This is a genomic window from Singulisphaera rosea (assembly GCF_054877945.1).
The window spans coordinates 92351-114609 of record NZ_JBTYIP020000019.1 but is presented as its reverse complement, the minus strand read 5'-3'; the positions used below and the strand labels follow the sequence as shown (position 1 = coordinate 114609).

Sequence of the window (22259 nt, the reverse complement as noted above, 5' to 3'; positions counted from 1 at the left end):
ACTTTACAAGTGCCGCAGAGCGAGGGGCTTCGGCCAAGGGGTTTTCGAAGGACTCGTCGACGAGAGGCCGGATATTCCCCTCCCCTCTGGTCCAACGACCCGGGGGGCGGCCAGCTGTCCCTCTCCTTGTTACCCTCGACCTACCCTTCCTATTCAAAAGAAGTGGTCGACCGAAATCACAGCAGGGTCATCAACGTCGAAGGGCGGTGCTCTGCGATCGCCGCCCCACTGTGCCGGATGATCCGCGCCGTGTCGAGGTTTAAACCTGGCGACCTATATCCCGAGTGCTTATTTGTCGGGATCGGGGCGACGCGAATCCCAAAAAACCAACCCGAAAGCGCGGCAAGTCGCCTTCGCCCGCAAAAGGTTGCCGCGAAATGCCTTTGGCAAACAGAGCTGCCATTAAACCCTGTGAGTCATGTTGAGAATTTACCTCAGTATCAGGAATTCCCGCGCGAGATGGTTTTCCATTTCACAACGCCCTTCGTAGACTCTTCCGTACCCCGGTCGCTCGCGACCGGTTACCCGAATCAGGGTCAAGGAAGCCCACAAGTCCGCGGAACGCGGGCAAGTGGGCTTTTACTTTGGGCCGGTGGCCTGAAAGGGGGAGGAGCGTTGGCGAAGCCTGAACCGATCAGGGCATCCCATGACACCACTCCGCGATCCCCCTTTGTTGATCGGAATCGAGTCGGGCCGACGCACGAATCTCACGGACCTCCCCCCATAGCCCGGCAACCGAGCGAGGGTTGCCGCGAATGGTCCGATGAGGCTCGATCCCGGACTCGCCTTCGATCGGACCGAATTGGGCACAGTCGAGAGGTCGTCTCGGCCCTACCCAACCGCAACGGGGCGATGAGGTTCACCGTCAACGGGGACAGCCGAGAAGGCGAACCCCGCTGATCCGACATCCGATTCAACCACCTTGACGTTTCCAGTCCAGGCCTCCTCGGCACAGGGTCAAACGTTGCCGAATTGAGAAGACCCGATTGCGGGACCTCCACGCCGAGCGATGCCCGCTGCTCGTCGGGGGGCAAGACGGCCGCGATTCCAGGGACTTCTCCAGGCGAGGCTGGAAGACTCGTACCCGAATCAACGGCCCGAGGGCGTCACTTTGAGTGGGAAGGACAAGAGCCAACTCCCGACGATCGCGAGCCGCGATGAGTCGACGGCCTTCCGCGAGCTCGGAACAGTCGGCGAGCGACGATAACGCGAGATGCGCCGAGTGCGACGCAATCCGCTTCACGATCATGGGAGGCGTACCGGACCATGTGAAGGCGTAGCATTCCCCCCAAGATGCGACTGGCACGCCCGTTGGCGACCGAGCTTACGCGGAGGAATTCGGTGCCTACCGACGCCAGGGTTTCCGAGGAGGCTTTGCGCCTCAGAGCCGACGCTCAACGTGGGTGAACCCGCCGAAAGGTTGAAGCCGGGCGGCCCAAGCGGCTGAAATCCGGCAGTGGAAGGTCCCCGTCAAAGGCGGTGCTCCCGCGGCCTTTGAGTAACAACAACCGTTTTAATCATTCCTTGTCTCAATGACTGGAAAACATCATGCCGTTTACAAATACGAGGATTTCTCTAAATAAGAAGTCCATACTTTCCGAGACGCAAGGGTTTCCGGAGGTGTTCCTTTAGTCCCAAACGCTCGCCGAACCGTGGAGAAAAAGGGGCGTTGGAGTCGAATCCGACGGTGCCGACCGGCCCGATTCCCGCGAGAGAAGGGCCGCGTCGACGACGGCTTTGCCCCGGACAGCGAGGGATGACGCTGGGTTTATTAAATCCTGTCCTCGTTGTTTAAAAATATTTTTTGATTTTAAAAAACGAAAATGTTTTTTAAAATATTACGCTTGACTGTTAGGAATTGCGCGGTTTAGTAATCGTCGGGATTGTGTTTCGATCGCGACCGTCGAAATCCTCGCGATCGAATCAGACAGAACCTTCGGAACGCGATGAATCTGCGGGCGTTTTGGGCCCCTCCAAGGCTACGTGGCCTGATTTCGTCGAAAGACTCCGGGCGTGTGGTTTTTGTTTTCGGAAGACCCCGGAGTCTGGCGATCATTCTCGGTCCGCATCCGGGTCGGCGACTCTCTATCGCCTTGGTGCTCTAGGGGATGAGACTACCGCGGGCGTGTGCACGGGCCTCCAGGTCGGCCGCATCACCCTCCGAGTTGCATCGAGCCCGTCGCACCAGCCTGCCGAGAAGAGCGGCAACGGACATGGCGAAAATTTTTATACATATTAAGGTAATCCTATGATAAATGACAAATCTTCAACCGACCGCGTCCCTGACAGGCCGCTACCGGAGCCGGAGCGATCGGACGTCTGGGACACGGTCTGGAGTGACTGCTCCCGTCGAGTGCGACGTTGGAGGGTCCCTCCCCACTGGAGTCGGCAGCAGTGGATCGACGAATTGCGTGCGGAGGGGATCGTCGCGGCCGCCCTGGGCCGGAGGAGCTTCCGTCCTGAGCTGAATGTGCCGCTGCACCTCTACTTGAGGATGCGGGTCCTTGGGCGGGTGCTCGCCAGGCACCGCGCGGAGTGGCGTTACGCGCGTCTCGTGGCCGAGGACGTCTACGTCGAGGACGTCGAAGGGAAGGGCGATGGGAGGTCCGCGTTGGTGCCCCACGTGGATTTGCAGGACGCCATGGCCCTCCTGTCGCGACGCGACCGCGAGCTCCTGGAGCAGATCTACTGGAAAGGCGAGAGCGAGTTGACCATCGCATCCCAATACGGCGTGACCCAGCAAGCGATCAACAAGCGAAAGAGGGCGATTATCGCCGTCTTGCGCCGCCGCCTGAAATGACCCGCCCGTCGGGGGACCTCAACGAATCCGAGGCCGGCAACCTGGGGCCGGGGGAAAAAATTACAACGGTAAGGTTGTGATTTGGCGCTTTGTTGCAATGATTTATGTGAGGGGCGAACGAATCGTCAACTCACCTAGCGAAGACAGCTACACCGCAATGTCGTGCGGATGCTTCGACCCCCCGACCGGCCTCTGACGACCGGTCCCGTCGCGCATCCAACCCGTCCACAACCGCTCGCGACCGTCGAGGAACGACAGGAATCGCTGCGCGTGGAGGTGACGCAGGGGGCGCCGGCCGGCGCAACCCACAGGCCGAAGGCTTGTGCCCTGCCTGACATCATGGGCCCTGCAAACGATCCCGGCGGGCGACCCGCCCGGCGGTTGTGAACCTATGCGCCAAGGCGAGTCGGGCCCGCTCCGCAATCCGGGCGACGACGGCAAAGAGGATCGGAAATAATTGCAACAAAACGGTTGTGACTTGATCTTTTGTTGCAATGAATTATGCGTAGGACGAAGGAATCGTCAACGCAGCAGATGGCAACGTTCTTACCACATGATGATTCGGATGCTTCGACACATGACCGGCGGCTAGAGACTGGTCTCCGTCGCGCATCCAACCCGTCCACGACCGCTCGCGACCGTCGAGGAACGACAGGAATCGCTGCGCGTGGAGGAGACGCAGGGGGCGCCGGCCGGCGCAACCCACAGGCCGAAGGCTTGTGCCCTGCCTGACATCATGGGCCCTGCAAGCGGTCAAGGCCAGGCGCCCCGCCCGGCCTTTCGGACCGAATCAGTAGGTGCCCCTTCGGAACCGGAGGCGACATCACGATGCCAATCCTACCCCCCGAGCCCGACGTCTACCCCAACGAGCTCTGGCGGCTCGTGCCCTCGCCCGGTCATCCCGACCGTCGTTGGTATTGCCTGCACGTCAAGCCCCGCCGCGAGAAGGCCGTGGCGCGGCACCTTTGGTCGCACAAGATCCCGTACTACCTCCCCCAGATGGCCCAGCAAGGACGCACGCCGGGGGGGCGGGTCATCCGATCGGTCCTCCCGCTTTTCCCCGGCTATCTGTTCCTCTGGGGCGACGATCATGAACGGGGCGAGGCCGTACTCGGGAACGACATCGCCAACGTGCTAGTCCCCCCGGACGGGGCTCAGCTCGCCAGGGATCTTGAGCAGATCCACCGGATGTTGGCGTCGGGACTGACGGTCAGCGACTCTCCCGTCCATCCGGTCGGCGCGAAGGTACGCATCGCCTCGGGGCCGCTGGAGGGGCTGCTCGGTGTCGTCGTCCGGCGACAAGGACGGGGGGACCGCTTCGTTGCGCTCGTCCGCTTCCTCGGGCGAGGCGCTTCCGTCGAGTTGGGTGACTGGCAGGTCGAGCGCATCGCCGGCCCGCTCGGGGTACCGCACCGGACACACGACTGCCCCATGTCGTTGTGATCCATGCGTTCGCACTACAGGTGTCCGTCCTTCCATATTTCACCCGGTCATCGGGTGCTTTACCTCTGGGATCGAAACCGATGTCGAACGAATCGCCAAACCCCCGGCGATGGAGTCACATGCGTGCCATGCTCGCCAGCGGCGCACTGGTGGGCGTGCTCCTCCTGGCGAGCCGGCCGCAGCTCCAGGAGATGAGCGAGCGTTGGGCGAGCGACGCCCGCTACTCGCACGGTTTCCTGGTCGTGCCGTTCTCGCTCTACCTGTTGTCGGTCCGCCGCGGAATGCTGAAGAGCGACACCGTTCAGGCTTCCTGGTGGGGCCTGGTCGGCCTCGCCGCGGGTGCCGTGCTGCGGTGGTGCGGCGAGCGATATTACCTCGGTTGGGTCGCGTCCGCGGCCTTGCTTCCTTCACTGGCCGGTGTGGCTCTCTTATTCGGCGGTTGGCGAGCGTTGCGGTGGGCAGGTCCGTCGATCGCGTTCCTCCTGTTCATGATCCCGCTGCCCTACCGAGTGGAAGTGGCCCTCGGGTCGCCGACGCAAGACTTGGCCACCCGGGCCAGCACCTACGCCCTGCAGACCCTCGGCCGTCCCGCCTACTTCGAGGGTCACGTGATTCGGGTCGGCGAAGCCCGCATCGGAGTCGTCGAGGCATGCAACGGCCTGGGGATGCTCGGCACGTTCCTGGCCGTCGCCGTCGCGGTTGCGATCCTGGTGCGACGCCCCAGGGCTGACCGCCTCCTCCTGGTGTTGAGCGCCCCGCCGATCGCCTTGGCCGCGAACGTGGGGCGCATCACACTGACCGGGCTCCTGCACGAGTGGGCCGGCGGCACGGTGGCCGACACGCTGTATCACGACCTCGCCGGCTGGTTGATGATGCCGGCGGCCCTGGTCGTCCTCGCGGTGGAGCTAGCGATTCTCGACCGCCTGCTGATCCCGGTCGAGCCCGCGGATCCTGTGGCTCATCACCTCTCTGTGGCCGGCCTCGGCCGGGCCTATGCGGGGGGATCGAGAGGGCGAGTGGCTGAGACGGTACGGCCCGAGTGGAGGGCATGACCGTGCCGAACTCATTCGATTCCGAGAACGTTCAGGAACTCAAAGCCGTGCCGCTTCCGGCCGTAGTCCTCAGCCCGACGGTTGAGCCGAGCCCCGCGACGCTCGTGACGCGAGCGCCTGCCATGCAGGCCGCACCGGAGGTCGGTGACCTCGTCCGGTCGCTGGCAAGGCGTTGGAAACTCGCCTTGGGCGCCGGAACCCTGGCCGCCGTCTCGGTCGGGGCGGCTGTATGGCAGCTCGTGCCCCCGGCGAAGTATTCGGCGAAGACGATGCTCCATGTTGCGACGCATCGGCCCAAGGTCCTGTTCGACACCGCCGAGCGGCAGACCGAGTCACGGGCCTACCAGCGGACCCAGATGACCCTGGTTCGCAGTCGACTGGTGCTCGAGGCCGCCCTCCGCAAGCCCGAGGTGGACCGACTACCGACCATCCGCGGCGAGGTCGGCGCCCTCGAGTGGCTGGAACACGACCTCGAAGTGGACTTCCCTAACGGCTCGGAGATCCTGGTGATCGGGCTGAAAGGGGACCACCCCGAAGATCTGGCGATTCTGGTCAACGCCGTGGCCGACTCCTACCTCCAGACCGTCCACGAGTTGGAACACAAGACGCGGATCGCGCGGCTCGAGAAGCTCAAGAAGCTCTACGAGACCTATCAACGCGAGCTCGAATCCAAGCGCAAGGGCCTGCGTGACCTTGCCGAATCCGCGGGGGCCAACGATCGCGACACCCTCGCGGTCAAGCAGCAGTTGGGCCTGGAGGAGTTGTCGAACATCCGCGAAGAACGATCGAAACTCCGAGCCGAATTGCGAGAGGCCGAGTCGGAATACGAAGTGCTCGCCACCCGCGACCGGGTCGAGGCGGACCGCCCGGTTTCCGCCGCGACGCTCGATTGGTACATCGAGCAGGACCCGCAGGTGAGGGACCTTCGGGCGAGCATGGGCGAACTCGAGTTTAAACTGACCGAGGCGAAGCGTGTCACGCGCAGTCAATCGGACGCATCAATCCGTGCGCTCGGGTCGCGTCGGGATAGCATGAAAAAGAACCTCGATGCCCGCATCAAAGCCGTCCGTCCGAGCATCGAAGCCGACCTCAAGGATAAGGATCGGGCGGTCCAGACCTCCGATCTGGCGCAGGCGAAGACGAGGATGGAGGTCCTCGAGTTGTACGACGCCAGGCTGGTCCAGGAGATCGAACGCCTGAGCGGCGAGGGGAAGACCCTGAGCCGCAATGTCCTGGACCTCAACCAGAGCTCTGACGAGGTTAAGATCATCGATGACGTGGCTCGGAAGGTCGGGGCTGAGGCCGAGGGGCTCGAGGTGGAGCTTCAGGCCGCACCTCGGATCCTCCCACTCCATCGCGCCGCCGTACCCCGGACCAAGGACGAATTGAAGCGATTGAAGGTCGTCGCCGGGGCTGCGGGCGTCACGTTCCTGGCCACCCTGGCCGGCATCGCGGTCTGGGAATTCCGGGCACGACGGATCTCCTCGCTGGAGGTAGTCGTCAACGGCATGGGGCTCCGCCTCGTCGGGACCCTGCCGCTGGTGCCGAAGGCCCGGAACAAGCAATTGACCGCCAGCCCCGACCGCAGGTTGTCCCTCCTCGTCGAGTCGGTCGACGCGGCACGGACCGTCCTCCTGCACGCAGCCCGCACGGGAGGGCTCCGTGTGGTGATGATCACCAGCGCGGTCAAGGGCGAGGGCAAGACCTCGCTCTCCGTCTACCTGGCAATGAGCCTCGCCCGTGCCGGACGACGCACGGTCCTGGTGGACTGCGACTTCCGAGGTTCGGCGATCCACCGGCTCTTCGACGTGGGCGACGCCCCCGGGGTTTGCGACTTGATCCGAGGCGAGGCTAGCCTGGATGAAGCCATCGTCTCGACCCATGTCCCGACCCTGTGGGTCATCCAGGCCGGGATGAGCGACGCGGCCACCTTCCAGGAGATCGCCTGCGACGGCCTTCGGGGGATCTTCCACGAGTTGAAGAGCCGCTTCGATTTCGTGATCGTCGATTCGGCCCCCATCCTTCCGGTCGTCGACTCGCTCCTCGTCGGTCAGCAGGTCGATGCGGTGCTGTTCTCGATCTTCCGCGACGTAAGCCGCGTGCCCGACGTCATGGCGGCCTACCAGCGAGTTGAGACGCTCGGCATCCGTACCCTCGGAGCCGTCGTCGCCGGGGCGACGGACGACCCCACGGCTTCCTCGCATAAGGCCCCTTATGCCAACTCGTTCGGTGCCTGAATCCGCGACGGGTGAGGCGCCACGCCCCACCTCGCTGTTCCTCAGTGTCGCAGCGGCTCTGGTCATTGTCGCGGCACCAATGATCGTCGGGCATCGCCTCACATCCCAATCCGTAAGTCCTGGCCTGACGCCCGAAGCTCTTCCCATGGAGATCGGACCCTGGCTAGGCCGTGAGGCGCACGCCGACGCAAAGGAACTCGCCCGAGCCGGGCTCACAGGGCACGTCTCGCGGCGTTACGTCAACCGAGCGACAGGCGCAGAGATCCTCATCTTATTGATGTGGGGCCCGACCGGCCCGCTCTCGGTCCACACGCCCGACCTCTGCTTCGGCGGGGCCGGGTACACGCTGGATGGGCCGCCGACCGTCGCCCAAGTCCCGTCCGGCGCGGCCGGGAAGGCGGCGTTCTTCCGAGGCCGGTTCCGGCGCCAGACGGGCCCACTCCCTGAGGCCCTCGAACTCTACTGGGCGTGGAAGGCCGATGGTCCCTGGCGGATATCGGACCAGCCCAGGCTCGCTTTCGCGGGGGCGACGCAGCTCTCGAAGGTCTACGTGGCTCGCTCGCTCAACGGGCAAGGCACGACCGCCGATGCAGGCCTCGATCCCTGCCGAGAGTTCCTCGCCACCTGGCTCGGCGGCGTTGCCGTGCCCTTGCCGAAGGCAGCCTCCCTCACTGCCGCCGCGAGGTAACCCGTTGTTCGTCATCAGGAGTGCGCCATGCAGCCATTCTCCCCCAGCGTCGAACGTCGCGTCGCCCAAACCAAAGACAGGTTCCCCAGGCGGAAGCGGGCGAAGGCTCGGGCGCGAACGCGTAGACGGGACACGCGAGACGGCGGAAAACGCGTCATCGACGCGGCGCTCGCGGCCGGACTCCTTGTGGCCGCCTTCCCCGTGATCCTCCTCCTTGCAGGCCTCACCAAGGCGACCTCCCGAGGGCCGGCGATCTACCGACAGCAGCGGGTCGGCCGCGGGGGGCGCTGCTTCGTGATGTACAAGATCCGCACCATGGCCCACCAGTGTGAGCTCGAGACCGGCGCGACGTGGAGCCGACCGGGCGACCCGCGGGTCACTCCCCTAGGCCGCTTCCTCCGGGCCTCGCACCTCGACGAATTGCCCCAGCTGTGGAACATCGTGCGGGGGGACATGAGCCTGGTGGGCCCTCGCCCCGAGCGCCCGGAATTCGTCGACGACTTCAAGGTCGCCATCCCTGAATATCAAAAACGCCTGACGGTTCGCCCCGGCCTCACGGGGCTCGCCCAGGTCAGCCGGCCCCCCGACCTGGAAGAGGACGACGTGCGAATCAAGCTCGCGATCGACCTCCACTACATCCGGCACCGCGCCCTCGACCTCGACTTCCGCATCCTTCTCTGCACCGGAGCGTTCCTCGTCGGCGTCCCGTTCTGCACGTCGAGACGCATGCTGCGGTTGCCCGAGTTCACCTCCTCCGGCCTGACGTCTTGGGCGTCATGACGTCGAGGGCGGGACGACCCTGGCCGTCCGGATCGAAGGACCGAAGCCCAACAACCGTCATCACCGGGGAGACGACCCGTGTCGCGTGCCCTGTTCTTCCTGCTCAGCGCGGCCATCATCCTCATGCCGGCGGCCTTCTTTCCCGAGCTCGCCGACGTACCGACGTTCGAGGTGACGATTCTCGCCTGCCTCGTGGCGTCGCTCCCACGGATCTTCGCCGCGCTCACCCCCGACCGCCTGGCAGCCGAGCCGATCTCGGTGGGCGTGCTCGCCATGGAATTGGCCGTGGTCGCCTCGTTCCTGTCGAACATGCAAGTGCGCTACGCCTATCAGGCGGGAATGGATTTCTTCAAGGTCCTGATCTTCTACCTCGTCCTCACGGTCAACATCGACTCGCCCCGCGCCCTGATCCGCTACCTGGCATGGCTCGGTTGGCTGATCGCCACACTGACCGCCCTGGCGATCCTCCAGTATCACCAGGTGATCGACTTCGAATCCCTCCGGCCACTGGAGCGCAACGACTCGCTCGACGCCAACGGCGAGACCATGACCGTCATCCAACTCCGGGGCAACGGGTTCTTCCACGACCCGAACGACCTCTGCCTCGCGCTGCTCCTGGGGACGGGGATCTCCCTGTATTTCCTCCGTCAGACGAACTTCGGGTTCTGGCGTTACTGTTGGAACCTGCCGGTGGCCCTGTTCGGGTATGCCTTCACGCTGACGCGGTCGCGAGGCGGGTTCGTCGGACTGATCGCCGGGATGCTCGGCCTTTTCATCGCCCGCTTCGGGGTGAGGAAGGCGATCCCCCTGGCGGCGCTCGCTCTGCCGGTCATGACCTTCGTGATGGCGGGCCGGGCGACCGAGCTGTCGACCGAGGGAGGCACCGCCCAGCAGCGGATCCAACTCTGGTCCGAGGGTTTCGGACTCCTCCGCCAGCATCCCGCCTTCGGCATCGGACAGAACATGTTCGTTGAGGCCATGGGGCACGACGCCCACAACTCGTTCGTCCAGGCCTACACCGACCTGGGCCTCTTCGGGGGCACGGTCTATTTCGGGATCTTCGCCTACGCCGGCTGGTCACTGCTCAGCATGGGCTCGAAGCGTTCCGAGGGGCTGGACCCCGATCTGGCAAGGCTCCACCCCTACATGGTCTCCATAGTCTTGGCCTACGCCGCGGGGATGCTCTCGCTGACCCGAGTCTACGTCATCCCGACCTACTTGGTCGCGGGGCTGGCTTCGACGTTCTTGAAGCTCGCCCCTGTAAGCCGGATCCATTCGGCCCCCTCGCTGACCTGGCGGCTGTCGTCCCGGATCTTGCTCGCCAGCCTGTGCTTCCTTGGGGCCCTCAACCTTTACGTCCGGCTGTTCGCGCGATGGGGGGGTGGGGGATGAGCCCCGCACAGCCCCTGCCCGCCCACACGGTATTCTCGGAGGTCGTGCCGCGATGAGCGTGAGCGTCCGTGCCAATGGCCGCGTCCTGCCCGACTCGAGTGCCGACGAGGCTCCGGTTTGGCCACATCAACTCGTCCTTGAGCCGCCTCGCGGCTGGTTCCGGCTGGGGCTCGGCGAGCTCTGGCGAGCACGCGAGCTGATCGGCTTCCTAGTCTGGCGAGACGTCAAGGTTCGTTACAAGCAGACGGTCCTCGGCTCGGCCTGGGCGGTCCTGCAACCGGCCATGATGATGGTCGTCTTCACCATCTTCTTCGCCCGGATGGGCGGCATCGCGTCGGGCGACCTCCCCTACCCGCTGTTCGCCTACGCAGGCTTGCTCCCCTGGACCTTCTTCGCCACGGCCGTGGCCAACGCCGGGAACAGCGTGATCGGCTCGGAGCGCCTCATCACCAAGGTCTACTTCCCGAGGCTTTCGATCCCCCTGGCCGCGGTCGGTGCGGCCTTCGCGGACCTCCTCGCCGCGTGCGGGCTGCTAGCGTTGCTGATGGCCTATTACGGCGTAGGACCCGGCCAAGGGCTGCTCCTCGCGCCTGTCATCATTGCCTTGATGGCCCTGACGGCGCTCGGCGTCGGCACGTTGCTGGCGGCCCTGAACGTCGCTTACCGGGATTTCCGCTACGTGATCCCGTTCCTCGTTCAGCTCTGGATGTTCGCCACCCCGACCGTGTACATGCAGCCCACGGCCGGTCGGAGCTCGGGCGGGCTCCTGCACATCGCCTTGGGGCTCAACCCGATGACCGGCCTGATCGGTGCGTTCCGGTCCGCAGTCCTCGGTGGTTCGATCCCCTGGACCGACCTCGCGACGTCGACGGTCGGGGCCCTGGCCGCGCTGATCGTGGGTGTGGTGGTCTTCAAGTCGGTCGAAGACGGCTTCGCCGACGTTATCTAAACCTGGCCGGAACCGGAGTTCTCATGCCCCCGATCCTGAGTGCAACGGACCTGGGCAAGTGCTACCGAATGGTTCGATCCGCCCCGGGCGGTCGGCACCGCTATCGGACGCTGCGCGACGACCTGACGGGGCTCGCCACCGCCCCTTTGCGAATGCTGAAGCGTGGCGGTCCGGCCTCGTCCCGTGATTTTTGGGCATTGCAGGACGTCTCCTTCGACGTCGAACCGGGCGAAGTCCTCGGCCTCATCGGCCCCAACGGGGCCGGCAAGTCGACCTTGCTGAAGGTGCTCTCCCGGATCACCCAGCCCACCTCCGGGCGTGTCGTCCTGCGTGGGAGGGTCGGGAGCCTGCTCGAGGTCGGCACCGGGTTCCACCCGGAACTGACAGGACGCGAGAACATATTCCTCAACGGCGCCATCCTTGGCATGGGACGCCGGGAGATCGCCCGCAACTTCGACCGGATCGTGGACTTCGCCGAGGTCGAGCGTTTCCTGGACACGCCGGTGAAGCGTTATTCGAGCGGGATGTACGTGCGGCTGGCCTTCGCGGTCGCCGCCCACCTCGAGCCCGAGATCCTCATCGTCGACGAAGTGCTCGCGGTCGGCGACATGGCCTTCCAGCGCAAGTGCATGGGCCGGATGCGCGAGGTGGGGAGAGGGGGTCGCACGGTCCTTTTTGTCAGCCATAGCATGCCGGCCATCGAGGCCCTGTGCGACCGCGCGATTTTGCTCGAAGGGGGGCGGATCGCTTACGACGGCGGGGTCGCCGACGCCGTGGACGCCTACCGACGGCGGGTGATGTCCCCGGCCAACGGCGACGGCCCCTCGCCATTCGACCGCGAAGACCCCCACCGCCGCGAACGGATCTTCCGCGGTGCGACACTCCTCGACGCCCAGGAAAGGCCGACGTCCTTCCTCCCGCTCGGCGGCGCGTTCCACATACGCCTGTCCCTCGACGTCCCCGGCGCGGTCGAGTCGCCGACGATCGGCGTGGGCGTCGACGACCCGCTGGGACAGCGAGCGTTGACGATCCACACGCCCCTGTCGGACGCGGCACCGGACCGATTGAGCGGCCGATGCACCGTCGACTGCCGGGTCGACCCTTTCCCGCTGGCGCCCGGGGACTATGCCTTGAAGCTATCTTTCGCGGCCGGTGGCGGGGAGCTCGACAGCGTCGAGAGGGCCCTGCCCTTCAGCGTCATCAATGGCGAGGCCTTCGGCGAGGGGCGCGGCCACTCGCGTGGGTTTTGCGTGGCCCCGTCGCAATGGTCGGTCGAGCGCGGGGCGTGCCTTATCGGGAGCGCCCATTCATGAGTCCCAGCGTCGTCCTTCGCAAGTCGGCCCATCGCCTCGGCGTCCGGCTCGGCCTCGCCCAACCTCCACGTCACCAAGGAGGGCACGAGGAGGCGGCCTCCTTCTACGACGCCTTGTACCGCTCGCCAGGGGCGTACCAATGCCCCTACAACGCCTCATTCTATTACTTCTTGTGGTCAGTGATCGCCGACCGCCTGAGGCGCGACGGGCTCACACGGGTCCTGGAAGTCGGCTGCGGCCCCGGTCAGTTGGCCGCCCTCCTCCTTGATCAAGGGGTCACGGCCTACGCCGGCCTCGACTTCAGCCCTGTCGCGATCGACATGGCGAAGCGGAACGCTCCCGCGGCCATGTTCGTGGTCGCGGATGCGAGGACGACCGACCTCCACGATCAATTCGATCACGACGCCGTGATCTGCACCGAGACGCTCGAGCACATCGCCGACGACCTCGAGGTCGTCGCCCGGTTCCGACCCGGCAAGCGCTGCCTGTGCTCGGTCCCGAATTTCCCCTACGACGGCCACGTGCGCCATTTCCAAGACGCCGACGAGGTCGTCGGGCGCTATGGACGGTTCTTCGAGTCGCTCGACGTCGTGACCTTGACCAGCCCTCGGTCGCAGACCGACCGGTTTTACCTCTTCGACGGGGTCCGCAACGGCGAGGGAGCCTGACCCTTTCGGCCCGTGCCCCGGCGGCACCAAGCAAGGGAGTATCGCGATGGAGATCGTCGCCGTCGTCGGCGCACGCCCGAACTTCATGAAGATCGCACCGCTGCTGCGCGAGCTGCACGGGCGCCCTGGCGTGCGGACCCACCTGGTCCACACAGGACAGCACTATGACGACCGGATGTCGGCCCTGTTCTTCCAGGACCTGGGCATCCCCCGCCCGGACCTGAACATGGGGGTCGGGGCCGGGTCGCACGCTGTCCAGACGGCCGAGGTCATGAAGCGGTTCGAGCCGGTGATCCTCGAACAGAAGCCCGACGCGGTGGTGGTCGTCGGCGACGTCAATTCGACGATCGCTTGCACCTTGACCGCCGTGAAGCTGGGCGTGCCGGTCGCGCACGTCGAGGCCGGCCTGCGGAGCTTCGACCGCTCGATGCCCGAGGAGATCAACCGCATCCTCACCGACGCCATCAGCCGATGGCTGTTCGTCAGCGAGCGGAGCGGCGTGGAAAACCTCCGGCGCGAGGGGGTGGCCGACGATCGAATCCACTTCGTCGGGAACGTGATGATCGACACCCTGCTGGCCTGCCTCCAGCGGAGCGAGCGATCGACGATCCTGGAAGACCTCGGCGTCCGAGACCAGGGCTACGCCGTCGTCACGCTCCATCGGCCGGCCAACGTGGACGACCCCGAGACGCTCGGCCAACTGATCGACGCACTCGGCCGTCTTGGCCAAGAGTTGCCGATCGTCTTCCCCGTCCACCCTCGGACGAGGGCCGCCCTGACTCGGGCCGGACGCGCGGAGGCGAAGGGGCTGCTCCTCTCGGATCCCCTGGGCTACCTCGACTTCCTCAAGCTGCTCGCCCATTCCCGGATGGTCCTGACCGACTCGGGCGGGATCCAGGAAGAGACGACGGTCCTCGGCGTACCCTGCCTGACCCTTCGCGAGAACACCGAGCGGCCTGCGACCGTCGAGGAGGGGACCAACACCCTGGTGGGAATGGACCCGACGCGGATCCTGAAGGCGGCGTTCGGCGTCCTCCGGACGGGTCCGAAACGCGGCCGGGTTCCCGAGCTCTGGGACGGCTCCGCCGCCAAACGCGTCGTCGACGTACTGATCGCCTGAGTCGACCGATGACCGCCCCGCGCCGACGCGCAGGGGCATGGCGAACTTGGCCCTTCGAACGGAGATCAGCGTTGGACGGACGCAAGCTCTTGGTCGTCTCGTTGCACTTCGCGCCGACGGTGGCCAGTGGCACGTACCGCATGGTCGGCCTGGCCCGTCACCTCCCGCGGTTCGGCTGGCGGACGCTCTTCGTCTCGCCGCCTTCGCTGCCCTGGGAGGCGGTCGACCCGGGCCTGGAGATCCCTCCGCCCCCGGAGACGATCGTCGTACCAGCACCGTTCCCTCGGCATATCCTCACCCGTCCCCTACGCGGAATCGACCCGTACGCGGCCTGGTTGTTCCGCGCCGCCGGTGCCTCGTTGAAGGCGATCCGCGAACACCGCCCCGACGCCGTGTTGACCACCGGCCCGCCGCACGTGACGCACGCCGTCGGGCTCTACGTGAAGCGTCGATTCGGCCTCCCCTGGGTCGCCGACTTCCGCGACCCCTGGATGACCGTCGGCGACGAGAACACGCCGACCTGCGGCAATCTCGGCGGCCCGAACTCGCTCCGAAGGCGCAGCCTGACTCGCCTCGAGCGGGCCGTGATCGCCAACGCCGACACGGTGACGACGACCGCGCCCGGGGCGACCAACATGCTCAGCGAGGCCTTCCCGGATCACGCGGGGAAGATCGTCACGCTCACGAACGGCTTCGACCCCGAAGCGTTCGCTACCCGCTCGGGTCCTCGCCGCCGCGAGGGGTCGATCCGGCTCGTCCACGCGGGCGAGCTCTACGCTGGTCGCGACCCGATCCCGCTGCTCGACGCGGTCGCCTCACTCAAGGGAGGGCCCCTCGAGGCCAGTCTCGGGCTCCTGGGTCGGTCGTCGTGCGGCGACGACGCACTCGCCGACGAGATCGGGAAGCGGGAGCTTGGCAGTCTCGTCGAAAACCTCGGCCAGGTCCCCTATGAACGGGCTCTTGATGAAATGGCCCGGGCCGACATCCTGCTCGTCATCGACAGCCCCGGCCGTCGCGTCGGAATTCCGGCGAAGCTCTACGAATACCTCGGCGCGGGGCGACCGATCCTGGCGCTGGCCGAACCGGACGGGGATCTCGCCTGGGCGTTGGGCCAGGGAGGCGTTCCGCACCGAATCGCGTCCCCCCGTGACCCCTCGGCCATCGCCCGAGCGATCGTCGAACTGGCGGCCACGGTCGGGTCGAGTGCCGAGCCGGGCCGCGACCCGCTTCGGCCTTCGCGATTCACCCGACGGGCGATCGCCGGTCAACTCGTGGAGGTCCTGGACGAGCTCGTCGATCAGGCCGATCCGAGGGTTGAGCTCCACACGCCGGTGGCCCACGGCGTCGGCGCGGCCACCGAATCCGGAGTGTCCGGGGAGCGGACGCTGTGAGGCTCCGTCTCCCGGCCAGGCGGTCGTGGATCGATACGGTCGGCTGGGCCTATCTGGTGGTCCTGCTCGTCGTCTGGGCGACGCTCTGGGTCGGCGGCGACCGCTGGTGGCCAGCCACCATGCTCCTCTTCGGCCCGCGCTGGATGGCGATGCTCCCCCTGGCCGTCTTGCTCCCTCATGCGGCGGTCCGCCACCGCCGAGGGCTACCCGTCCTGATCGGGGCGGCGGCGGTCGCGGTCGGCCCAGTCGCCGGGGTCCGCATCCCCTGGCGTCGCTCGCTGCCGAGCGGCTCTTCCTCGTTTTCGCTACGGGTCCTGACGTGCAACTGCGGAGGAAGTCTCCTCCGTGCCGAGGACCTTCGGAACCTCATCGCCGAGGTCGAGCCCGACGTCGTCGCCCTCCAGGAACACCGCTTCACCAAGGAGTCGGAGGCCCGCTGGAAGGCCGAGGGGTGGGAGACTCGCTCCGGCGAACGGATCTGCTTCCTCAGTCGTCTCCCGATCATCACCTACGAACGCCTCGGCCGATCCGACCTGGACGGAGAGGCGGTCGTCGCCCGACACGAAATCCTGACGCCGATCGGTGGAGTCCAGATCTTCTCACTCCAGTTGACGTCGCCCCGGACTGGCCTGGAAGCGGTGCGTTACGGTTGGTGGCACGGAGGCCAGACCCTCCAGGGCAACATCGAACGACGCGAGGCCGTGGCCGAACTGGCCAGCCATTGGATCTTGCAGTACGAGGGCCCCGTCCTGGTCGCCGGCGACTTCAACATGCCGGTCGAGGGGGCCATCTACCGCCAGAACTTCTCCGGGTACACCAACGCCTTCAACGACGCCGGCCTCGGGATCGGCAACACCCGGTTTATTCCCCACCTGGGGTTCCGAGTCGACCACGTGCTGGCGGGGGCGGGCTGGCGTTGTCGCTCCTGCTGGGTCGGCCCGGACGTCGGCTCGGACCACCGACCGCTCGTAGCGGACTGGGATTGGGTCGACGCGGACGAATAGGGACGAAGCCGGGATGGGCCCGGCTTCACTTCCGGAAGGGCGGAATGCCGCCCAGCCGGTCAACGGATCGGGAGTCGAACGGGATGACCTCGGGCATTACGAACCTGCGTGGGTTCCTGACCTATTCCGAACACCCGATGGTCCGTCGCGGCCGTGGGGCCTATCGACTGCTGCGGTCGTTTACTCTGCCGACTCCTCGGGTCGTGACGCAGCCGATGCTTTGGGGCTACCTGACCGCCCGATCCGTTTACTACTTCGCCTACCGGGTGTTTGTCTGCGAGCCGCTGTTCAAGGCGTACTGCAAACGGTACGGCCGGCGTCTCAGGACGGACGTCTTCGTCCACTTCGTCGAAGGGCGTGGCGACCTGATCGTCGGCGACGACGTGCTCATCGACGGCAAGTGCTGCTTCGCCTTCACCCAGCGCTTCGGCGACCGGCCGACGTTGAGCATCGGCGACCGCTCTTCGCTGGGCCACAACAGCAAGATCACCGTGGCCAAGAGCGTCACGATCGGGCGCGACTGCCGGATCGCCTCCGACGTCTGGATGTTCGACTTCAGCGGTCATCCGTCCGACCCGGAGGCCCGCCGCGCGGGCCTACCGGCGGGCGTCGAGGACGTCCGACCGGTCGTGATCTCCGACAACGTCTGGATCGGGCGACGCTGCATCATCTTCCCAGGCGTAACCATCGGGGTAGGGAGCATCGTCTCGGCCGGCTCGGTGGTCATGACGAACGTCCCCGCCAACACGGTCGTCGCGGGCAACCCCGCCCGCGCGATCGCGTCCCTTTCCTAACCCACCTCCCGCTACGGCGATGATCGCCCTAGTCGGGCATGAGACCGCCCCTGGAGTGACGGCGATGCCAGGCGAACTGCAGCGAATTACCGAAATCATCGGCCGGGTCGGACGAGTCTCGGGGCTCGCCCCCGACGACGACATGTACGACGCGGGATTTTCTTCCATCAACGCACTCTCACTTCTTATGGAACTGGAAGTGGAGTACGACGTCTCCATCCCCGACGACCGATTCGTCGCGGCACGCAGCCCGCGGGCCCTGTTGACCATCCTCGAAGACCTCAAGCAGGAGCACGCCGCATGAACCGGACTACGACCGTCCACCTCGCCGAGCCGGCGCACGACATGGCCCGCGAAGAGATCAGCAAACAAGCCGCCTTCCTGTCGCGAGAGATCGCCAACCCGCGGTTCAACGGCGACGGATCCGTCCTGGTGTTCGACGCGCCCGACGGCATGGCCTCCGAACTCGCCGAACGGGTCGAGGCGCTGGCCCGTCGCGTCCAGCGCAGCCTCCGAGGGCTCCGCCGCAAGGTCGTCTACCGCAGCCCGGACATGGACCGGCCACGGTTCCTCGGCCTGGACGCATCACCGAGCGGTGTGAGCGAGATGGGGACGGGGCAGGTGATCCTCGAAGGATTGTCCCTGGCCCTTTATCGCTACTTCGACCGCAAGTTTGAAGCCTTCGGCGACCCCTGGAAGGCCCGGCCGATCCTCACGCCGACGCTCATCCCGTCCTCGACGCTGTCGAAGTGCGACTACTTCCGCTCGTTCCCTCAGAACGTGACGTTCGCCTGCCACCTGATCGAGGAGTCCGATCGGATCGAGGACTTCCGCTCCCGGCACCACGACCGGAACGACCTCGACGCCGGCACCCTGGACGACATGGCAACGCCCGAGGCCTGCCTGTCGCCCGCGGTCTGCTACCACGTCTACCACCTCAACAAAGGCCGGATCATTCCGGCACGGGGCCTGACGTACGGCGTCTGCGGCCGTTGTTTCCGGTACGAGTCGAGCAACCTCGGCGGGCTGAATCGCCTCTGGGACTTCACGATGCGTGAGGTGGTCTTCCTCGGCAGCCGCGACGACGTCCTCGCCCACCGCGAACAGTCGATCGGGCTCATGGCCGATTTCCTGGAGTCGCACCAACTCGCCGGGGAGATCCGCACCGCGAGCGACCCGTTCTTCATCGCACCCGACGCCCCTGGGAAGACCTACTTCCAGCTCAGCACCGAGACGAAGTACGAAGTCTCATTGCTGCTGCCCAACGACCGACTGGCCGTCGGGTCACACAATTATCACACCGACTTCTTCGGTCGCGCGTTCGATGTCGGCGTGGAAGAGGCCGGCCCCATGCACAGCGTCTGCGTAGCGTTCGGCCTGGAACGCTGGGTCTGCGCGTTCCTTGCTCAGCACGGCGAAGACCCGCGCTACTGGCCCGAGCCGATCAGGACGGCCCCCGAGTTCGCGGGGGAGGGCTGGCGATGATGACGAGGACGCGAGGCCTGAACATCCTCGTGGTGGCGGACGAAGGAGCCGGGGTCGAAGTCCTGAAGGATCTCGCCGGGGGCCCGCACCGCGTCGCGTGCGTGCTCGCGGCCCCGGCCACCTCGGACAGCCCCGGGTCCGCCCCCTGGCAGTTCGCAACTCGGATGGGACTACCGGTCCTCGACTCGCGATCCGTCCGGCAACCGGAGTACGCCGAGAAGGTCGTCGAGAGCCGGGTGGACCTGCTACTCAACGTCCATTCGCTCCACATCATCCGGCCCGAGGTCGTGGCGGCAGCCAGGATCGGCAGCTACAACCTGCACCCGGGCCCCCTGCCCCGATACGCCGGGTTGAACGCGCCGAGCTGGGCCATCTACCGGGGCGAGTCGGAGCACGGTGTGACGGTGCACCGCATGGAACCGGGCATCGACACCGGCCCGATCGCCTATCAGGAACGGTTCCCGATCGGTCCCGATGATACGGGACTCTCCCTCAACGGGCGTTGCACCCAGGTCGGGCTGGAGTTACTCCGCCGGCTCGTCGAAGCGGCCGCGGACGACCCCGAGTCGATCCCGGCCGAGCCGCAGGATCTCTCCGCACGCGAGTACTTCGGCCCCGGCATGCCCCATCGCGGGATCATCCGCTGGTCCGCTCCCTCGCGGTCGGTATACGACCTCATCCGGGCGGCCGACTTCGGGCCGTACCCTTCGCCATGGGGGGCGCCCCGGGCCTCACTCCGGGGCCGGACGGTCGCCGTCGCCCGCGCACGACGGGCCGAGGGCACGGCCGACGTCCCGCCGGGGACGGTCGCCTCCGTCGACCGCGCGGGGGCCCGAGTCGCCTGCGGCGATGGGTTCGTCCTCCTCCAACGCCTCCGCGTCGATGGCCGCGACACTGCGGTCGCCGACCTCCTTCGCCCCGGCGACCAACTCGACGACGGTACCCCCACTCCGAGCCGCCGAACCCCTCAGCGACGCGAAAGGATCGTGGAATGAACATCGACCAGCAGATTCAGTTCGAGAACCAGGGCTTCGTCCATCTGCCGGGCGTCATCAACCCGGACCTGGTCGCGCGGCTCAAGCGGGCCTTCGACGCCGCGGCGGAGCGTCATGCAGGCGCGGCGGAGACGGAGGGCTACTTCGACATCCCCGACATCCTCGACGTCGACGACAGCTTCGTCGACCTGGTTGATCTGCCGATGGTCCTCCCGGTGCTGCTCTCGGCCGTCGGGCCGGACATCCAGCTCAACCACACGCACGCCCGAGTCTTCCCCCCAGGTCGGACATTCACGGCGCCCTGGCACAGCGATCTCGCCGAGGTGATCGGGATCGACCTGGCCCACAGCCCCCACTTCTTCGTCAAGGTCCACTACTACTTCGAGGACCTGTCTCCCGACCAGGGATGCCTGGCGTTCCTGCCCGGCACCCACCGCCTCCCTCAGGGATACCCGCGCCCGCAGATCGACCCGAACGGAGACTCCCCGGCGGTCACGAAGATCGTGCCCAAGGCCGGCGACGCCGTCCTGTTCAACACGCACGTGCTCCACATGGCCCTGGACAACACCAGCCCGAAGACCCGCAAGTCGCTAATATATGCTTACTCGCACTTCTGGTTGAAGAACTACGCCAACGCCGTCCCCTCCGACTTGGAACGGCTCGCCACGACAAGGCTCCGCCGACAGATGTTCGGGATCGAGGAGGAAGGAGTCTCCTACTTCGACCACCGCTTCGACGCCAGCGTCGAGATGCCCGCCTACAGCGCCATCCGAGTGGCAGGCGGCCGCATCATCCGTCGCCTGCGTCGCTCCACCTCGATGACCCGACACTGATCCAAGGAGCGGCCGATGACCTTGACGACCCGTCGAACCGTCCTATCCGCCGCCGTCCTGCTCGGCCTGGCGCTCCGGCTCGGCCTGGCGGCGGACCTGGGCTTCGACACTCCGCCAGCGTCGGGGTCGGACCAGCAGGAATACGATACCTACGCCTGGAACCTGGCCGAGGGCCGTGGCTATCGCGGGATGAGCCCCGACGTCGCGGACCGCGACCACCTGACGGCCTACCGGCCGCCGGGGACGTCGCTCGTCTGGGCCGCGGTTTACAAAGTCGTCGGCCACCGTCCCGCCGCCATCCGCCTACTCCACTGCCTGCTCGGCGCCGCGACGGTCCTGCTGACTTACCAGATCGGGCGACGCTGCGGGGGAGAAGCCGTCGGGCTGCTGGCCGCGACCGTGTTCGCCGTCTACCCCCTGGCCCTTCTTTATGCTTCGGAACTGCTCTCCGAAACGCTCGGCACGTTCTGGCTCCTGTCCTTCGTCCTGGCGTGTCTGCGATTCGCCGAGTGTCCTGGATGGGGCCGGGCGACCCTTGCGGGAGTGCTCTTGGGCATGGCGTTGCTGACCCGCCTCAACGTCGTGCTCCTCTTACCGCTGGTGGGATTCTGGGGGCTGGTGCAGATGCGGGGGAGCCGCCGGACGATGCTGATGGGACTCGCCGTGCCGGCCGTTGCCGTGCTCGCGCTGGTGCCCTGGGCGGTGCGGAACTACCTCGTCTTCCACGCCTTCATCCCGTTCTCGACGATGGGAGGGTCAGTCCTTCTTCAGGCGAACAACCGGATCGTCGTCACCGACCCGAAGTTCTTCGGCGGTTCGCCCTGGGACACGGCGATCCCGGAATATCGCGACGCCCTCCAGTCGGCGGGCTCGGAACTGGAGCGTGACCGAGTCGCTCGGGGTTTCGCCATGCAATGGCTCCGAGACAATCCCGACCGCTTACCCTTCTTGATCCGCGCGAAGCTTTTGAGGGCGTGGACCCCCTTCCTTCAGCCCCACGCGCCTCGCATGTATCGCGTGGTCTTGCTCATCAGTTGGGGACCCGTGCTCCTCCTGGCAGGCCTTGCGTTCGTGCCGACCCTCATCGCGTTCCTTCGTGCCGGCCAGCCGGGGTGGTTACTTCACCTTGTGCTGCTCGGCTACACCCTCACCTCGCTCATCTTTTTCGGGAATCCCCGCTATCGCTACCCGATCGAGCCACTGTGCATGGTCCTCGGGTCGATGGCGGTCGCGTTGGGCTTCGAAGCCCTGGCTCGGCGTCGCGCCCGGCCGGTGGCGGTCGCCCAGGGAGCCTGAGCGGACGGCGGTCCCAGGC

The 22259-nt window shown here is 66.2% G+C and carries 19 protein-coding genes; all 19 read left to right on the top strand.

All coding sequences use genetic code 11. The features are described 5' to 3' along the window. Positions 1–2353 precede the first annotated feature (2353 nt). The 19 genes from ACYOEI_RS26875 to ACYOEI_RS26785 all read left to right on the top strand — a co-directional run bounded on the left by ACYOEI_RS26875 (position 2354) and on the right by ACYOEI_RS26785 (position 22240). Positions 2354–2800 carry a sigma-70 RNA polymerase sigma factor region 4 domain-containing protein gene (locus ACYOEI_RS26875; protein WP_462852727.1) on the top strand — a complete coding sequence of 149 codons (447 nt, stop codon included), beginning with the start codon at positions 2354–2356 and terminating at the stop codon, positions 2798–2800. An 828-nt stretch (positions 2801–3628) separates the two neighbouring features. After that, entirely contained in the window at positions 3629–4243 is a 615-nt protein-coding gene (gene nusG, locus ACYOEI_RS26870) for a transcription termination/antitermination protein NusG (RefSeq protein ID WP_462852726.1), read from the top strand. A gap of 119 nt (positions 4244–4362) precedes the next feature. Further along, positions 4363–5295 carry an exosortase/archaeosortase family protein gene (locus ACYOEI_RS26865; protein WP_462852725.1) on the top strand — a complete coding sequence of 311 codons (933 nt, stop codon included), beginning with the start codon at positions 4363–4365 and terminating at the stop codon, positions 5293–5295. 2 nt (positions 5296–5297) lie between these two features. After that, on the top strand, positions 5298–7532 hold the full coding sequence (locus tag ACYOEI_RS26860; RefSeq protein WP_462852724.1) for a GumC family protein: 2235 nt from the start codon (positions 5298–5300) through the stop codon (positions 7530–7532). Next, positions 7510–8220, top strand: coding sequence for an exosortase-associated EpsI family protein (locus ACYOEI_RS26855; RefSeq protein ID WP_462852723.1), 711 nt, complete (start codon positions 7510–7512; stop codon positions 8218–8220). Before ACYOEI_RS26860 ends, ACYOEI_RS26855 begins: the two co-directional genes overlap by 23 nt. Before the next feature lie 27 nt (positions 8221–8247). Continuing rightward, positions 8248–9000, top strand: a complete 753-nt coding sequence (locus ACYOEI_RS26850) for a sugar transferase (protein ID WP_462852722.1) — start codon at positions 8248–8250, stop codon at positions 8998–9000. 78 nt (positions 9001–9078) lie between these two features. After that, the gene (locus ACYOEI_RS26845; RefSeq protein WP_462852721.1) at positions 9079–10392 is read left to right on the top strand and encodes an O-antigen ligase family protein; all 1314 of its coding nucleotides are present in this window, start codon (positions 9079–9081) and stop codon (positions 10390–10392) included. A 52-nt stretch (positions 10393–10444) separates the two neighbouring features. Next, the gene (locus ACYOEI_RS26840) at positions 10445–11341 is read left to right on the top strand and encodes an ABC transporter permease (RefSeq protein ID WP_462852720.1); all 897 of its coding nucleotides are present in this window, start codon (positions 10445–10447) and stop codon (positions 11339–11341) included. A gap of 23 nt (positions 11342–11364) precedes the next feature. Continuing rightward, complete coding sequence (locus ACYOEI_RS26835) at positions 11365–12654, top strand: ABC transporter ATP-binding protein (RefSeq protein ID WP_462852719.1); 1290 nt, start codon at positions 11365–11367, stop codon at positions 12652–12654. Then, positions 12651–13322 (top strand): class I SAM-dependent methyltransferase, encoded by a 672-nt coding sequence (locus ACYOEI_RS26830; protein WP_462852718.1) that lies wholly within the window; start codon positions 12651–12653, stop codon positions 13320–13322. The genes ACYOEI_RS26835 and ACYOEI_RS26830 overlap by 4 nt, the downstream gene beginning before the upstream one ends. A gap of 46 nt (positions 13323–13368) precedes the next feature. Continuing rightward, the gene (gene wecB / locus ACYOEI_RS26825) at positions 13369–14442 is read left to right on the top strand and encodes a non-hydrolyzing UDP-N-acetylglucosamine 2-epimerase (protein ID WP_462852717.1); all 1074 of its coding nucleotides are present in this window, start codon (positions 13369–13371) and stop codon (positions 14440–14442) included. Positions 14443–14513: 71 nt separating this feature from the next. After that, entirely contained in the window at positions 14514–15833 is a 1320-nt protein-coding gene (locus ACYOEI_RS26820) for a glycosyltransferase family 4 protein (RefSeq protein WP_462852716.1), read from the top strand. Further along, positions 15830–16837, top strand: a complete 1008-nt coding sequence (locus ACYOEI_RS26815; protein WP_462852715.1) for an endonuclease/exonuclease/phosphatase family protein — start codon at positions 15830–15832, stop codon at positions 16835–16837. The genes ACYOEI_RS26820 and ACYOEI_RS26815 overlap by 4 nt, the downstream gene beginning before the upstream one ends. Before the next feature lie 83 nt (positions 16838–16920). Beyond that, on the top strand, positions 16921–17631 hold the full coding sequence (locus ACYOEI_RS26810; protein ID WP_462852714.1) for an acyltransferase: 711 nt from the start codon (positions 16921–16923) through the stop codon (positions 17629–17631). Positions 17632–17695: 64 nt separating this feature from the next. Beyond that, complete coding sequence (locus ACYOEI_RS26805) at positions 17696–17935, top strand: phosphopantetheine-binding protein (protein ID WP_462852713.1); 240 nt, start codon at positions 17696–17698, stop codon at positions 17933–17935. After that, the gene (locus ACYOEI_RS26800) at positions 17932–19116 is read left to right on the top strand and encodes an aminoacyl--tRNA ligase-related protein (RefSeq protein ID WP_462852712.1); all 1185 of its coding nucleotides are present in this window, start codon (positions 17932–17934) and stop codon (positions 19114–19116) included. Before ACYOEI_RS26805 ends, ACYOEI_RS26800 begins: the two co-directional genes overlap by 4 nt. Next, on the top strand, positions 19113–20111 hold the full coding sequence (locus ACYOEI_RS26795; protein WP_462852711.1) for a methionyl-tRNA formyltransferase: 999 nt from the start codon (positions 19113–19115) through the stop codon (positions 20109–20111). The genes ACYOEI_RS26800 and ACYOEI_RS26795 overlap by 4 nt, the downstream gene beginning before the upstream one ends. After that, entirely contained in the window at positions 20108–20944 is an 837-nt protein-coding gene (locus tag ACYOEI_RS26790) for a phytanoyl-CoA dioxygenase family protein (RefSeq protein WP_462852710.1), read from the top strand. The genes ACYOEI_RS26795 and ACYOEI_RS26790 overlap by 4 nt, the downstream gene beginning before the upstream one ends. Positions 20945–20959: 15 nt before the next feature. Then, positions 20960–22240 carry an ArnT family glycosyltransferase gene (locus tag ACYOEI_RS26785; protein ID WP_462852709.1) on the top strand — a complete coding sequence of 427 codons (1281 nt, stop codon included), beginning with the start codon at positions 20960–20962 and terminating at the stop codon, positions 22238–22240. Positions 22241–22259 lie beyond the last annotated feature (19 nt).

Coding starts and splice junctions, on each gene's coding strand:
- nusG (WP_462852726.1), top strand. CDS start 3,629: ATGCCAATCCTACCCCCCGAGCCCGACGTCTACCCCAACGAGCTCTGG.
- ACYOEI_RS26865 (WP_462852725.1), top strand. CDS start 4,363: ATGCGTGCCATGCTCGCCAGCGGCGCACTGGTGGGCGTGCTCCTCCTG.
- ACYOEI_RS26855 (WP_462852723.1), top strand. CDS start 7,510: ATGCCAACTCGTTCGGTGCCTGAATCCGCGACGGGTGAGGCGCCACGC.
- ACYOEI_RS26850 (WP_462852722.1), top strand. CDS start 8,248: ATGCAGCCATTCTCCCCCAGCGTCGAACGTCGCGTCGCCCAAACCAAA.
- ACYOEI_RS26840 (WP_462852720.1), top strand. CDS start 10,445: ATGAGCGTGAGCGTCCGTGCCAATGGCCGCGTCCTGCCCGACTCGAGT.
- ACYOEI_RS26835 (WP_462852719.1), top strand. CDS start 11,365: ATGCCCCCGATCCTGAGTGCAACGGACCTGGGCAAGTGCTACCGAATG.
- ACYOEI_RS26830 (WP_462852718.1), top strand. CDS start 12,651: ATGAGTCCCAGCGTCGTCCTTCGCAAGTCGGCCCATCGCCTCGGCGTC.
- wecB (WP_462852717.1), top strand. CDS start 13,369: ATGGAGATCGTCGCCGTCGTCGGCGCACGCCCGAACTTCATGAAGATC.
- ACYOEI_RS26810 (WP_462852714.1), top strand. CDS start 16,921: ATGACCTCGGGCATTACGAACCTGCGTGGGTTCCTGACCTATTCCGAA.
- ACYOEI_RS26805 (WP_462852713.1), top strand. CDS start 17,696: ATGCCAGGCGAACTGCAGCGAATTACCGAAATCATCGGCCGGGTCGGA.
- ACYOEI_RS26800 (WP_462852712.1), top strand. CDS start 17,932: ATGAACCGGACTACGACCGTCCACCTCGCCGAGCCGGCGCACGACATG.
- ACYOEI_RS26795 (WP_462852711.1), top strand. CDS start 19,113: ATGATGACGAGGACGCGAGGCCTGAACATCCTCGTGGTGGCGGACGAA.
- ACYOEI_RS26790 (WP_462852710.1), top strand. CDS start 20,108: ATGAACATCGACCAGCAGATTCAGTTCGAGAACCAGGGCTTCGTCCAT.
- ACYOEI_RS26785 (WP_462852709.1), top strand. CDS start 20,960: ATGACCTTGACGACCCGTCGAACCGTCCTATCCGCCGCCGTCCTGCTC.